At 66.2% G+C, this 14,658-nt stretch carries 10 protein-coding genes and 1 pseudogene; 2 read left to right on the top strand and 9 right to left on the bottom strand.

Going from position 1 to position 14,658, the window contains the following annotated elements; all coding sequences use genetic code 11:
- Window positions 1-3 precede the first annotated feature (3 nt).
- The 9 genes from THIMADRAFT_RS04365 to rlmH form a co-directional block, all read right to left on the bottom strand.
- Complete coding sequence (locus THIMADRAFT_RS04365) at window positions 4-1,356, bottom strand: NAD(P)/FAD-dependent oxidoreductase (RefSeq protein WP_007191764.1); 1,353 nt, start codon at window positions 1,354-1,356, stop codon at window positions 4-6.
- 112 nt (window positions 1,357-1,468) lie between these two features.
- Complete coding sequence (locus THIMADRAFT_RS04360; RefSeq protein WP_007191763.1) at window positions 1,469-1,753, bottom strand: hypothetical protein; 285 nt, start codon at window positions 1,751-1,753, stop codon at window positions 1,469-1,471.
- A gap of 85 nt (window positions 1,754-1,838) precedes the next feature.
- Complete coding sequence (pmbA, locus tag THIMADRAFT_RS04355; protein WP_007191762.1) at window positions 1,839-3,188, bottom strand: metalloprotease PmbA; 1,350 nt, start codon at window positions 3,186-3,188, stop codon at window positions 1,839-1,841.
- Window positions 3,189-3,263: 75 nt separating this feature from the next.
- Window positions 3,264-4,706: a metalloprotease TldD gene (gene tldD, locus THIMADRAFT_RS04350; protein ID WP_083829208.1), complete on the bottom strand. Its 1,443-nt coding sequence runs from the start codon at window positions 4,704-4,706 to the stop codon at window positions 3,264-3,266.
- 88 nt (window positions 4,707-4,794) lie between these two features.
- Window positions 4,795-5,625 carry a carbon-nitrogen hydrolase family protein gene (locus tag THIMADRAFT_RS04345; RefSeq protein ID WP_040729803.1) on the bottom strand — a complete coding sequence of 277 codons (831 nt, stop codon included), beginning with the start codon at window positions 5,623-5,625 and terminating at the stop codon, window positions 4,795-4,797.
- A gap of 225 nt (window positions 5,626-5,850) precedes the next feature.
- Window positions 5,851-9,867 carry a YhdP family protein gene (locus THIMADRAFT_RS04340; protein WP_007191759.1) on the bottom strand — a complete coding sequence of 1,339 codons (4,017 nt, stop codon included), beginning with the start codon at window positions 9,865-9,867 and terminating at the stop codon, window positions 5,851-5,853.
- A gap of 22 nt (window positions 9,868-9,889) precedes the next feature.
- Entirely contained in the window at window positions 9,890-11,344 is a 1,455-nt protein-coding gene (gene rng / locus THIMADRAFT_RS04335; RefSeq protein WP_007191758.1) for a ribonuclease G, read from the bottom strand.
- Window positions 11,345-11,425: 81 nt separating this feature from the next.
- The gene (locus tag THIMADRAFT_RS04330; RefSeq protein WP_007191757.1) at window positions 11,426-12,079 is read right to left on the bottom strand and encodes a Maf family protein; all 654 of its coding nucleotides are present in this window, start codon (window positions 12,077-12,079) and stop codon (window positions 11,426-11,428) included.
- Between the two features lie 97 nt (window positions 12,080-12,176).
- A complete protein-coding gene (gene rlmH / locus THIMADRAFT_RS04325; protein ID WP_007191756.1) occupies window positions 12,177-12,650 on the bottom strand; it encodes a 23S rRNA (pseudouridine(1915)-N(3))-methyltransferase RlmH in 474 nt (157 codons plus the stop codon).
- A gap of 72 nt (window positions 12,651-12,722) precedes the next feature.
- Between rlmH and THIMADRAFT_RS04320 the strand changes: the two are divergent.
- Window positions 12,723-13,769 (top strand): annotated as a pseudogene (locus THIMADRAFT_RS04320) (homocysteine S-methyltransferase family protein); the annotation flags it as partial.
- Between the two features lie 2 nt (window positions 13,770-13,771).
- Window positions 13,772-14,641: a sulfurtransferase gene (locus THIMADRAFT_RS04315; protein WP_007191754.1), complete on the top strand. Its 870-nt coding sequence runs from the start codon at window positions 13,772-13,774 to the stop codon at window positions 14,639-14,641.
- The last annotated feature ends 17 nt before the right edge of the window (window positions 14,642-14,658 follow it).

Below are 14,658 nucleotides of genomic sequence, written 5' to 3'. Positions count from 1 at the left end.
CACTCACGAGGACAACACCGCCGTGCGGCTCCGTCCGGCGACGGAATCGACAACGGCCCCGTCGTCGCAAACGGGCGATGATGCCGTCTCCCAGGGCGGAGGGACATCGAACGCGCGCGCCACGTCCACCGCGGCACGCAGACCGTCCTCGTGGAATCCGTATCCCAGGTAAGCCCCGCTGAACCAGATCCGGTCGCGGCCTTGGATCTCGCCGATCCGCCGTTGCGCATCGGTGGCACTCGCGTCGAACATCGGATGCTCGTAGGTCATTTCGGCAAGGATCGAATCGCGGCTCGGCGCCGTGCCGGGATTCAGACTGACGAAGACATCGCGGTCGGACGGTAGATCCTGAAGGCTGTTCATCCAATAGGTCACCGTCACCGGACGATCGGCACCCTCCCCCGGCTGCTGGATGTAATTCCACGATGACCAGACCCGGCGGCGTTTCGGCATCAGGGCGGGATCGGTGTGCAGAAAGACCTGATTGGTCTGATACCGAAAGTCGCCGAGGATGTCGCGCTCGAGCGGCGTCGGGGTCTCGATGAGAGAGAGCGCCTCGTCGGCATGGCACCCCATCACGACCGCGTCGAACTGCAAGCGATCGCCTGCAGCGGTCTCGACCTCGACGCCCTGCTCGAGACGCCTCACCCGCTTCACCGGCGTGTCGGCCAGACAACGGCCCCGGAAGCGCGCCAGGAGCGCCTGCACGTAGGCACGACTGCCGCCGCGTACCGTCTCCCAATCCGGGCGATCGACCAGATCGAGCAAACCGTGGTTGGCAAAGAATCGGGCAAAGCTCAGGAAGGGAAAGTCCCGCATGTCTTCGGTGGGGCAGGACCAGATGGCCGCCGCCATGGGGAGCAAGTAGTGGTTGGCGAACCGCTCCGAGAAACGACCACGCTGCAGGAAATCTCCGACCGTCAGGGTATCGCCGGGGTTGGAGTTGATGAAGTTCTTCGCCGCTGCGTTGAACTTCAGAATCTCCTTGATCATCCACAGAAAGCGCCAATCAAACAGATTCGAGCGTGCGCCGAACAGGGTATTCAGGCTGTCCCCGCCGTACTCGATCCGCCCGCCCTCCAGACTGGCCGCGAACGACATGCTCGTCGGGTAGGTCGCAACATCGAGATGCTTGAACATCGCGGTCAACAGCGGATAGTTGCGCCGATTGAAGACCATGAAGCCGGTGTCGACCGGAAAGGCCCCGCGCGGATCCGGAACCTCGAGCGTATTGCTGTGACCACCGACGTAGGCATTGCGCTCGAGCAGGGTCACCTCGTAACGCGAATCCAGCAGCCAGGCCGCGCCCAGTCCACCAATACCGCCGCCGACGATCCCGATTGTTTTGACTGACATCCGAATTGATCCCTCGATAATTCCTTGGTCTTGGCCCGACGACAGCACCAAGACTGTTCATGTTTCGTCCAATATTGAAGCGACTCTCGAACAGCTCAAGAGCCCGAGCGAATCAGACCGAATGCCGAGGCGTTCCGCGGATCAGATCATCCATCGTCGACTTCGCGGCGATCCAGCGCTGAGTGCCGACCTCGCCGGCGGCCAAGAGCTCCATCAGGCCATAGGCGAGCCGACGTTGATCGGCGGGCAGATCAAAAAGCTTGGTCAGCTTGAACAAGCAGCCTGCCTTTTGATGCTCGAGCGTGCAGGCAAGGGCGTAGAGCGTGAGCGCGGAGGCGGATTCAGGTGCGGACGCGATCAGCGTCAGGGTTTGGTCGAGCGGGTCGAGTGTATCCATGGTTCGGACGTGTTTGTTGGATCGACGGTTGCCTCATGCATCCCGATCGCGGCCGCAGGAGCGCCGAGCACCTGCAACCGCCATCCTATTCGCCCGCAATCGTCATCTTGTCGATCAGCCAGGAGCCGGTGCGCGTGCTGCCCGAATAATCGCAGTCGTTGCCGACCGCCAGCAGCCCCGCATACATCTGCTTGAGATTGCCTGCGATCGTGATCTCTTCGACCGGATGTCGGATCTCCCCGCCCTCCACCCAGAAGCCCGCGGCACCGCGCGAGTAATCGCCCGTGACGGGGTTGACCCCATGCCCCATGAGCTCGGTGACCATCAGCCCGGTCCCCATTTCGCGCAGCAAGGCGGCGCGATCCAGATCGCCCATACCGATGCGCAGGTTGCGCACGCCGCCGGCGTTGCCGGTCGTCTGCATGCCGAGCCGGCAACCGGAATACGCGTCGAGAAGATAGGTCTGCAAGACCCCGTCGGTGATCAGGTCCTTCGCACGCGTCGCAACACCATCCCCGTCGAACGGTGCACTCGAGAGCCCCCGCGGAAGGTGCGGCTCCTCGTGGATCCGCACGAAGTCCGGGAAGATACGCTCGCCGAGGTAGTCGAGCAGAAAGCTGGTGCGCCGGTAGATACTGCCGCCTTGGATCGCCGAGACCAAGCTGCGGATCAGACCCGTCGCGACCTCGGCACGGAACAGGACCGGAACCTGACAGGTCGGGACTCGGCGCGACCCGAGCCGCGCAACCGTCCGCTCCGCCGCACGCTCTCCGACCATACGCGCCGAATCCAGATCGGCCGCCGCCCGAGCGCTGGTCCACCAGTGATCGCGCTGCAGGCTCTCGCCCTCTTGGCCGATCACGGCGCAGCTGAGCCCATGCCGACTGGTCGGGTAGCCGGCGACGAACCCGTGGCTGTTGCCGTAGACCTGGATCCCGGTGTGCGTGGAGAGGCTCGCGCCCTCCGAATTGACGATCCGCGGATCATAGCCGCGGGCCGAGTCCTCGCAGGCCGCCGCGATCTCGATCGCGTCCTCCACTCCCAGATGCCAGGGATGGTAGAGATCCAGATCCGGGATTTCGGCGGCCATCAGGGCGGCGTCGGCGAGATGCGCGCAGGGGTCTTCCTGGGTGTGCTCGGCGATGGCGCAGGCCGCTTTCACCGCATCGCGCAACGCGCCGGTACTCAGATCCGACGTGCTCGCCGAGCCCTTGCGGTTTCCGAAATAGACGGTGATCCCCAGCCCGTTGTCGCGTGTATGCTCGACCGTTTCGACCTCGCCGAGCCGGACCGAGACCTCGAGCCCGGCGCTGCTGCCCACCGATGCTTCGGCGGCCGTCGCACCGCGTCGTTTCGCCTCCTTGAGGAGATCCTCGATCGTCTGTTTCAAGCGCGCGAGGCGTTCCGCGGTGTCTTCGGTGGCGGCAATCGACATGGCAAGTCCTTGAGTGAGAGAGGTTCCGGGCACGGCTGAGGTGGTGCGGTCGTGTCGAGAGAGCGGAACTCCCCGTCAGGCGCTCGTCCCGCCGACGGTCAGGGCATCGATCCGCAAGGTCGGTTGGCCGACCCCGACCGGGACGCTCTGACCCTCCTTTCCGCAGGTCCCGACACCTTGGTCGAGTCGCAGATCGTTTCCGATCATGCTCACGCGGGTCAGAACATCCGGCCCGTTGCCGATGAGGGTCGCACCCTTCACGGGCCGTCCGACCTTGCCGTTCTCGATCAGATAGGCCTCGCTCGCCGAGAAGACGAACTTGCCCGAGGTAATGTCCACCTGTCCACCGCCGAAATTGACCGCGTACAAGCCTTTGTCCACCGAGGCGATGATCTCCTCGGGATCACGCTCGCCGGCGAGCATGTAGGTGTTGGTCATGCGCGGCATCGGCAGGTGCGCGTAGGATTCACGGCGACCGTTGCCCGTGGAGTGCGTCCCGGTCAGACGCGCGTTGAGCTTGTCCTGCATGTAGCCACAGAGGATGCCGTCTTCGATCAGGACCGTATTTTGGGTCATGGTCCCTTCGTCGTCGATGTTCAGCGACCCGCGCCGACCCGGCAAGGTGCCGTCGTCCACGACCGTCACGCCCGGCGCTGCCACACGCTCGCCGATCCGCCCGGCGAATGCAGAGCTGCCCTTGCGGTTGAAGTCGCCCTCGAGTCCGTGCCCGATCGCCTCGTGCAGCAGCACACCCGGCCAGCCGGATCCGAGCACGACCGTCATGGTCCCGGCAGGCGCATCGCCGGCTTCGAGGTTGGTCACGGCCAGACGCACGGCTTCGCGTGCGAAGGACATCGCCCGGTCCTCGAGGAGAAAATAATCCAGATCGGCTCGGGCACCGCCCCCGCTCGACCCCTGCTCGCGACGCCCGCCATCCTCGGCCACGACGCTCACGTTCAGCCTAACCAGCGGACGCACATCGGCCGACAAGGCGCCGTCGTCGCCCAACACCAGGACGGTGTCCTGTACGGCGACGACACTGGCGACCACCTCGCGCACGCGCGGGTCGGCACGCCGTGCCTCGGCATCGACCCGTTGCAGGAGCGCGATCTTGTCCGGATCGGGCAGGCTCGCGATCGGATTGGTGGGGTCGTAGAGGCTGCGCTTGTTCGCAACCTCGCCGATGCGCACCTGCTCGCCTTGGCCGATGCGCGCGATCGCTCGGGCGGCCTCGGCCGCCTGTGCCAGCGCCGGGAAGCGCAGCTCGTCCGAGTACGCGAAACCGGTCTTCTCCCCGCTGATCGCCCGCAGCCCGGCGCCTTGCTCGATGCTGAAGTTGCCGTCCTTGATGATGCCGTCCTCGAGCACCCAGGATTCGAGCCGGCTGGATTGGAAATAGATGTCGGCCGCATCCACCGCCGAACCGGCCAGAAGACCGAGCAGACGATCGAGGTCCTGCTCGGTCAATCCCGCGGGCTCGAGAATACTCGTACGTGCAATCGCAATCGGGTCGGTCATCATCGGGTGTTGTCGGACTCCGTCGGGGGAGACAGAACCAAGCGCGTAGGCGGGCGCGGAGCTGTCGGGATGCGCAAAAGCTGCGGTCTCAAGGACGGCATTTCAAACGGCGATGCTCGATCGTCGGGAAGTTGCGTCTGACCGAATCCTGATAATCGTCGTCCAGGGCGCAGCAGATGAAGCCCGAACCTCTCGGCACATGAGCGAGCACCGTGCCCCATGGATCGACGATCATGCTGTGGCCGTGGGTCTCGCGGCCGTTGATATGAAACCCACCTTGGGCCGCGGCAATCACATAGGCGAGATTTTCGATCGCACGTGCGCGCACCAGGGTCTCCCAATGCGCCTTCCCGGTGATGGCGGTAAACGCCGAGGGAAGCGCCAGGATCTCCATGCCGCTGTCGAGCATACGACGAAACATCTCCGGGAAGCGCAGGTCGTAGCAGACCGCCACACCCATGCGACCGAACGGCGTGTCGAGGACGACGATCTCGTCCCCCGGCTCGATCGTCGCCGATTCCTGGTAGCGCTCGCCGCCTTCGGGCAGACACACGTCGAACAGATGCACCTTGTCGTAGCGTCCCACCCGCTCGCCGCGATCGTCGAACACCAGACAGGCCGCTCGAATCTTGCTTGCATCATGGGCGGCCAGCGGGATGGTTCCGCCGACGAGCCAGACGCCTTGCTGCTTGGCCACCCGCGCCAAAAATGCTTGGAGGGGGCCGTCACCGTCCTCTTCGCGCAGCGCCAGCTGATCCTGATCGCGCTTGCCCATGAAGGCAAAGTTCTCGGGAAGCACGACGAGACTCGCCCCCCGCTCCTTCGCCGCCTTGATCAGGCGCTCCGCCTCGAAGAGGTTGGCGTTCACGTTTGGACCGGTCGCCATCTGGACCGCTCCGACCTTCGGTTTTGTCTTCATGGTCTCTACCGCAATCACTGCTGCCCCGACAGGGCGAGGGGCGGGCCAGTCCGATTCGGCCTGCGATGTGATCCGAAGGCCGCCTCGGAGAAACGGGGGAAGCGGTCGTGGACGAGACATCCGCTCGCGTATGCCCGAGCGGCCCGAGGCGCCACGCCGTCACCGGATCGATCCGGAACGATACCACCGCTGCCGGTCGTCCGAAACAATCCCGCTCCATCAGGCTCAATCCAGGAAATGATTCGGTGGCGGCTCGGGCGCCTCGTCGGGCATCGGCACCGGGAAGGTGTCCGTACTGACCGACGGATCCCACCCGACGCGGTCGACATCGGGATTGCTCCAAGCCCCGGTCACCCGGTAGCGGTAACGCCCGAGACGGTCGATGGCATTGCCCGCAATTCGATCCACCAGATAGACGGCAGCGCCGACGATCGGTCCGCCCGCGACCGCGCTGGCCAAGGCAACACTCGAGCCGATCTTCGGCTCCACGACGACATGTTGATCGAAACGCCGATTGACCAGATCGCTCGAACCTCCGAGGATCAAGGTGCTCGCCGGACCGTCGATGGTGAAGGCGTCGATCCTCGCCTCGCCCTCGGCGATCTCGATCCGGCCCCGCATCTCCTCGAAGGCGAAGCCTTCGCCGTAGAGATCGGTAAAATCCATCGACAGGCGACGTTTCAAGGCGCTGAGGTTGAGAAACCCCAGCACTCGACCGACGCCGGGCTCGACCTCCAGCAGTCGGCCCGGGCCCACCTCGACATCCACGACACCCAGTGCCTGCGCCAGCTCGAAGTCACCGAATCCACCCGGCCACTCGAGCACCAGCTGCGTCTGCATCGGTGCACCCTCGAGCCGGTTCTGGGAATCCAACGCCTGGAGCAAGGCACCCGTGTCGATGGACTTCACGCGCATCGAGAGCTCGCTGCGACCACCGCCGGACTCCCTCCAAGCACCCGTGCCCTCGGCCGAGACCAGCCCGTCGCCGAGCAGCCGGATACTCGGAAGCCGGAGGCCCAGCAGATCCGAGCGCAGCTCGAGCTCCAGCGTTCCCAGCAAGGCGTCGCCCCAAGCCAGGCGTGCGATGCGAACGTCGATAGGCGGAAATCCGCGGAACGGCTGGTCGACAGTCTGGGCCGAGGGCTCGGATTCACCTCGCTCGGGGACCTCCTGAAGGGCGCGCAGATCGAGCAGCTCCAGGTCGATATGCACGGCCGCCTCGTCCGCCGCCGGGATCTCGATCTCGCCCGAGAGCTCATTGGCTCGCACGGCAACCTCCCAGCCCTTGCGCGACGGCCCGCCCTCGAGCGGCGTCACACGCAAATCGACGCCGGTCAGCTCGGGGCCGCCCAGCGCGATGCGATCGACCCGCAGATCCGCGCCGCGAAACCAGGCCGCCGGCCCCCTCGCCCGAGGCGACTCGGCGTCCCGAGTCGCGATCGAGAGCGCATCCAGTCGCTCCGACCAGGCGGCGAGATCGAGATCGGCCACCCGCCCGTCCAAGAAGAGACCGTCACCCTCGGGTGCCGGCGCGGCCTCGCTGCCGAGACGCACATGGGCCCTCATCGCGGACACCGGCGCCACGCCGAGATCGAGCGCCAGATCGCCGGCCACCGCGCCCAAGTGACCGGCGACGCGCAGGTCGCGCCCCGGCACCAGCGTACCGGAGAGGTCGAGATCGCGGCTCGCCGCGGCAGGCTTGCCCAAAGGCGACGGCAGGTCGATCGCAAACCCCTTCAGACGCGAGGCCAGACGATACTCGAGCGGCATTGCCGCGGAGCGGACATCGCGGTTACGGATGGTCACGTCGAGAGTCCAGTCGATCTCGCCGCTCGCGAGCCTCCAAGACGGGCTCGGAAAGAGCCGCTCGAGCTGCGTCGCACCGGTCCGAGCCCGCGCCTTGATCAATGTGGCCGAGGCGTCCGCAACGCCCGGCTCCAGGGTCGTAATCGAGAGGCTCAGAGGCCGCTCCCAGAGCACTGCTTCGAGCCCCTCCGAGGCAAGGCTCTTCTCGGTGAAGGTCACCTCGCCGCCGAGGCGTGAAAGCTCGACCGGGGTGCCTCGAATCGCCAGGGTCGCCGGCTTCGGCCAAGACAGAAGACCCTCGACCCCGACTTCTCTGCCCTTGATGAAGGGCAGATCGATCGCGAGCCGCAGCCGTGAGTTGCCGCTCACCTGGAGACTCCCGGCGAGCTGACCCAGATCCTTCGCCAAGGGGGTCTCGGTCAAGGTGCGTAGACCGTCGGAGAAGGGGCCCTCGGTCTCGCCGACGATCGCCATGCCCTGCACGCCCCAGAGCTCCGGAATCTCGGCACGCGCACGGACGAGTCGACTGTCGAGGATGCGACCGTGGTCGAGCTCGATGGCGAGCGATTGGTCGACAAACCGAAGCCGCCCCGCCGCCTCTCGGATCTCCGGCCAGTCGGGCAGATAGTCGAGGACCGCATCCTCGATCTCGATCAGCAGCTCGAAGCGCCCGTCATGCCCTCTGAACGGATAGGCCGCGAGCGGACCACGAAAGATCAGATCGGCCTGCGGCACACGCCCCGAAACCACGGCGCGCTCCAGCCAGCTCACCAGATCCGGGTGCATGATGCCGACCGGCAGATAAGGGCGCACGCGCGAGCCATCGCCGTCGTAAAAACTTGCGCGAAGATCCATCTTCGGACCGGATCGGTCCGCCGGGAGGTCCAACGCGAGCCTCGCCCGGCCGGCCAGATCCGCATTCTCGAAGGTTAAATTTCGCGCCGAGATCCGAGCCGCACCCGTCGCGTCGATCCGCCAGTCGAGACGAGTGGACAGCCGGTCGAGCCCGAGCGGCTCGCTGAAGAGCGGACGCAGATCCAGCGTGAGCCCGGCCGAGCCCACAAGGGCCTCCCCCCCCTCGCGATCGGCGCGCACGCGCAGGGCAAGCCCGTCGACCCCCGGAAGTGACCCGGAGCGATCCCAGCCGAGCTCGGTTACCGCCGCGCTTGCCTGCCAGCGCGGCGGTAACCCGGGAGCCCGGTCGACCCGCAGCATCGGATCCTCGACACGCCCCCGCGGCTCAAGGACCAGCAGGTCGGACAATGGCTTGGGCAGCGTCCAAGGCGACACCGCGAGCATGGACGCCAGGGCGGCCAGGTCCAGCGGCGCGCTCGCGAGGGCCAATCGCTCGGGCCGTAGGTCCGCGTCCAAGATAAGGTCCAGATCGAGCCGCGGCAGATCGCCGTCCGCCGTACGCCCGCGCAGGCCGCCGAGTTGCAGGAACCAGCCATCGCCGCTCGGCTGAACGCGAACCATCGCCTCCAGATGCTCGATGTGCAGCGCAGGCGCGTCGATCCGCCCCGGCGGCCCGAGACGCACGCCGGCCAGATGAGCCCGAATCACGGCCTGCTCCAAACGCCCGAAGCCGATCTGCGACCAGCCCTCGAGCGCGACACGGTCACTGCGCACATCGACCGCCGAGAAACCGTTGCCGCGCAGGATTCCGCCCAGGTCACCGGCATCGAGGTCGGCATAGAGGCGTCCGCTCCAGGAGAGCGGATCGGCCGCGGGACCGGACAGCTCCGCGATCAGGCTCAGACGGTTCCGGCCTGGATCTGCGTGCTTCGGGTCCACGGCGGAACCGAGCGCGTGGATTCGTGCGCTTGCACTCAAGGTGTGGCGATCGCCGTCGTTGACGAGACGCAGCCTGGCGTTCGTCAGACGCACGCCCTCGAGCATCGTCTCGGGTCGATCGTCGCGCATCGGGATCTCGCCCAGGACCAGCTCGACCTGCGCTTGCGTGAGCAGAAACTCCAGCGCCCGCGGGTCGCCGCCGCTCAGCAGCTCCAGACCATCGAGCTGCAGACGACCATCCGGATCCAAACGCGCGGCAAGGCGCGAGCCGACCAGGGTCAGGGTGGTGATCTGCGGCACGCCCGTACGCAGGGATGCGAGAGGATCGATCCCGATCTCCAGGCCATCGAGGACCAGGACATCCTTGTCGCTGCGGGGATCCGAGAGGCGGATGTCGCGCACGCTCAGGCGCGGACCGAGCCCCGAGAGACGCAGGGATGCCGAACCCAACTCCACCCGATAGCCAAGCCGCTCCCCCAGCATCGCGGCGACCCAGCGGTTGTCAGCCTCGGTCAGAGGAAGGGCATAGCGCGCGGCCGTGACAGCAAGTGCGGACAGCACCAACCCCGCCGTTGCAAGCAAGACGGCAACCCAGACGAGACGTCGAACTAGACGGATTGTGCGGGATTTCAAGACAGACATGCCGAACGGTCGATGACGGACCTCAGATCAGAACCACGTCGTATTGCTCTTGAGTGTAGAGCGCCTCGGCCTGGAGGCGGATCGGACGGCCGATGAAGGCCTCGAGCTCGGCGAGATGGGCCGATTCCTCGTCGAGGAGACGGTCGATGACCTCTTGCGAGGCCAGCACCAGCAGGGTTTCGACATCGAATTGGCGCGACTCGCGCAGGATCTCTCGGAAGATCTCGTAGCAGGTCGTCTGAGCGGTTTTGACGGAGCCGCGGCCGCCGCAATAAGGGCAAGGCTCGGAGAGCACATGCTCGAGCGACTCGCGCGTGCGCTTGCGGGTCATCTCCACCAGACCCAGCGAGGAGACCTCGGTGATGTGGGTCTTGGCGTGATCGCGTGCGAGACACTTCTCCAAGGCACGCAGCACCTGGCGCTTGTGCTCGTCCTCGGACATATCGATGAAATCGATGATGATGATGCCGCCGAGGTTGCGCAGCCTCAGCTGTCGACAGATGGCCTGGGCCGCCTCCAGGTTGGTCTTGAAGATCGTCTCTTCGAGATTGCGGTGGCCGACGAAGGCGCCGGTATTGATGTCGATGGTGGTCATGGCCTCGGTCTGGTCGATCACCAGATGACCACCGGACTTGAGCTGGACCTTGCGCTGCAGCGCCTTGCGGATCTCCTCCTCCACCCCGTAGAGATCGAACAGCGGGCGCTCGCCCTGGTAGTAGTCGATGCGCTCCTTGATCTCGGGGATGTATTTAGTGGCGAAGGCCATGGCCTTGTCGACCATCGCACGCGAGTCGATCCGCACGCGCTCCACCTCCGGCGTCACGAGATCGCGCAGCGCACGCATGGCCAGCGGCAGATCGTCGTGGACCAGTCCGATCTCCTTCGCCGCGGCACAGCGCTCGCGGATCCCGCGCCAGAGCTTGGCGAGGAAGGCCATATCCCGAAACAGCGATTCCTCGGACACCCCGTCCGCCGCGGTGCGCGCGATGAAACCGCCCTCGCCCTCGTGCGCATCGACATAACGTTGCAGGATGTCGCGCAGACGGCGCCGCTCGTCCTCGTCCTCGATCTTCTGCGAGACCCCGGTGCTCGCCAGAGCGGGCATGCAGACCAGGTAGCGCGAGGCCACCGAGATGTTCGTCGTCAGCCGTGCGCCCTTCGAGCCCAAGGGATCCTTCACGACCTGCACCACGAGCCGATCGCCCTCGTGCACCAGCTCGTGGATCTGATCGCTGCGCGGCTCGCCGTGCGGTCCCATGATGTCGGAGGCGTGGAGGAAGGCGGCCCGATCAAGGCCGATGTCCACGAATGCCGCCTGCATCCCCGGCAGGACTCGACAGACCCGGCCTTTGTAGATGTTGCCGACCAGACCGCAACGCTCGGCGCGCTCGATGATGATCTCCTGCACCACGCCGTTCTCGACCACGGCGACCCGGGTTTCCGGCGGCGTGACATTGATCAGGATCTCTTCGCTCACGGGAACATCGCTCGTTGGCCTGTCTTGATTCGAATCGAGCCTACCTGCGTTCGTCGCGGAAAGACAGGCGGCGGTGGTTTTTCAGACGCGCGGGGAGACGTCGCTCATGACGACGCCGGACGCCGCCCCGATCACCTGGATCCCGGCCGCGTCGAGCAGTCGACCCGTCTCGAACAGCGGCAGCCCCATCACACCCGAGTAGCTGCCCTGCAGGTTCGAGACAAAGAGCGCTCCGATGCCCTGAATGCCGTAGGCGCCGGCCTTGTCGCATGGCTCGCCGGTTTCCCAGTAGCTCAGGATCTCGGACTGCTCCAAGACGCGAAAGGTCACCAGGCTCTCGCTCAGCTCGGTGAGCTCGCGCTCGCCGGTGATCAGCGCCACCGCCGTCAGGACCCGATGCGAGCGACCGGACAAGCTGCCCAGCATACGCGCCGCGGACGCCCGGTCCGTGGGCTTCCCGAGTGTCACGTCTCCGAGGACGACCGCGGTGTCCGCCGCCAACACCGGCCGCCGTCGATCCTCGGGAACCGCGGCGCGACCGGCGCGCGCCTTCTCCAAGGCGACACGCCGAACATAGGTCTCGGGCGACTCGCCCGGCCGCCGCGTCTCGTCCGTCTCGGCCTCCACGAGGGCCACCCGCACGCCGATCTGCCCCAAGAGCGCAAGCCGCCGCGGCGAGCGCGAGGCGAGATAGAGGTGGTGATCGGCTCCGACGTCGGCTCGGGTTTGGGGCATGGTGGTTCCGTTCAAGGGTTGCGGTTGGCGTCCTGCGTCCTGCCTCCCGCCTCGTGTTCTCAGCCAATGTAAAGCTGGCGGCTGGCGGCTGGCGGCTTCAATCTCCGCGATGGTACGGATGCCCCTGCACCAGCGTCCAGGCGCGGTAGAGCTGCTCGGCGACGATGACACGCACCAGCGGGTGCGGGAAGGTCAGCCGGGACAGGGACCAACGCTGATCGGCCCGAGCCAGGCAGGGCGTGGCCAAACCGTCCGGACCGCCGACCAGCAAGGCCAGATCGCGCCCGCCCGCCAGCCAGTTTCGCAACTGCTCGGACAGTGCCTCGGTGCTCCAAGGCTCGCCTGCACCGTCGAGCGCCACGACCCGCGCGCCTTTCGGGATCGCCTTCAGGATGCGGGCGCCTTCGTCGGCGCGTGCACGCTCCGCCCCGCTGCCCTTGCCGCGCTGGCCCGGCTCGATCTCGGCCAACGACAACGCACACTCGGAGGGGAGACGCTTGGCATACTCCGCGTAACCGGACTCCACCCAAACGGGCATTCGCCGCCCGACAGCGATCAGACGAATGCGCATCGGCTCGCGACCGCTCGGAACGAGCCGTTATACTCGAACGCCATCTTCATCGATTCTCGAACGATCGCCATCATGCCAGACTCACGCACCCGACTCACCGAACTTGCAGACCGACGCATCCTCATCCTCGACGGCGCCATGGGGACCATGATCCAACGTCACCAGCTCGACGAGGCCGATTATCGCGGCGAGCGCTTCAAGGATTGGCCCTCGGATCTGAAGGGCAACAACGATCTGCTCTCGCTGACCAAGCCCGAGGTGATTCGCGCGATCCACGACCAGTATCTGGAGGCCGGCGCCGACATCCTGGAGACCAACACCTTCAACGGCAATCGTCTGTCCCAGGCCGACTACGGTCTGCAGGACTATACCGCAGAGATCGTCACCGCCGCGGCACGACTCGCGCGCGAGGTGGCCGACGCCTGGACCGCCAAGACCCCCGACAAGCCGCGCTTCGTCGCCGGTGTCCTAGGCCCGACCAGCAAGACCGCGAGCATCTCGCCGGACGTCAACGACCCGGGCGCACGCAACACCAACTTCGACGAGCTCGTCGCGGTCTATGCCGAGGCGACCCGGGCGCTCATTGCAGCGGATGTCGACATCATCCTGATCGAGACCATCTTCGACACGCTCAACGCCAAGGCCGCCGCGTTCGCGGTGGAACAGGTCTTCGAGGAAGACGGCGTCATCCTGCCCGTCATGATCTCGGGCACCATCACGGACGCCTCGGGGCGCACCCTCTCCGGCCAGACCGTCGAGGCCTTCTACAACAGCCTGCGCCACGTCAAACCCTTCGCCATCGGACTCAACTGCGCCTTGGGCCCGGATCTGCTCAGACCGCATGTCGAGGATATGGCGCGCGTGGCCGAGTCCTATACCACCTTTCATCCGAACGCCGGATTGCCCAACGAGATGGGCGGTTACGACATGACGCCGGATCAGATGGCCGAGCAGATCGAGGAGTGGGCACAGTCGGGGTTCCTCAACATCATCGGCGGCTGCTGCGGGAGCACGCCCGATCATATCCGCGCCATCGCGCATGCCGTGGACGGGAAAAGACCGCGCAGCCCGGTGAAGGAAGATCACCGGATGCGCCTGTCCGGACTCGAGGCATTCAACGCTTGAACCGCGCCCGAGAGAACCTCGTCGACGCCTCGACCTTGCTCGCCGGGATCGTCGATCCGGATCTGCGACTCTTCGATTGTCGCTTCTCCTTGGCCGATCCCGATGCGGGACGTCGAGCCTATGCGGAGGGCCATCTACCGGGGGCCGCTTACGCCGATCTGGACGCGCATCTGTCCTCCCCGATCGGTGCGAACACCGGGCGCCATCCCCTGCCCGATCCGGCGAGCCTTGCCGACTGGCTGGGCAAGTGCGGCGTCTCGGCGACCACGCGCGTGGTCGTCTACGACGATGCAGGGGGCGGATTCGCCGTCAGGCTGTGGTGGCTACTGCGGTGGATCGGGCACGATCGGGTCGCCCTGCTCGACGGCGGGCTTCAAGCTTGGATCGCCGCGGGCGGCACACTGACGCGTGCGGTCCATCGTCACGAGCCGGCGGAGCTGATCGCAAGGCCCGAGGACACCCGATGGATCACCACCGAGGCGCTCGCCGCCGAGCTGGCCGCCGATCCGACCGGGGGCCGGCTGACCCTGATCGACGCCCGTGCACCCGAGCGTTTCCGCGGTGAACAAGAGCCCATCGATCCGGTGGCGGGCCACATCCCCGGCGCGATCAATCTGCCGCTGACGGAGAACCTGGACGCGGACGGCCGGTTCCTCTCCGCGGACCGTCTTCGCGAACGCTTCACGCGATCGATCGGCCAGGCTCCGCCGTCATCCATCGTCCACAGCTGCGGCTCCGGCGTGAATGCCTGCCACAACCTCTTGGCGATGGAGCTCGCAGGGCTGCATGGATCACGACTCTATGCAGGCTCATGGAGCGAATGGATCCGGTCCCCCGAGCGATCGGTGGCGACCGGATCGGACTGACGCGGTGCGGGCCGGAT

This window comes from Thiocapsa marina 5811, from assembly GCF_000223985.1.
Lineage (GTDB): Bacteria > Pseudomonadota > Gammaproteobacteria > Chromatiales > Chromatiaceae > Thiocapsa > Thiocapsa marina.
Note: the sequence above shows the minus strand (reverse complement) of the source record. Positions and strands in the feature narration are given on the sequence as shown.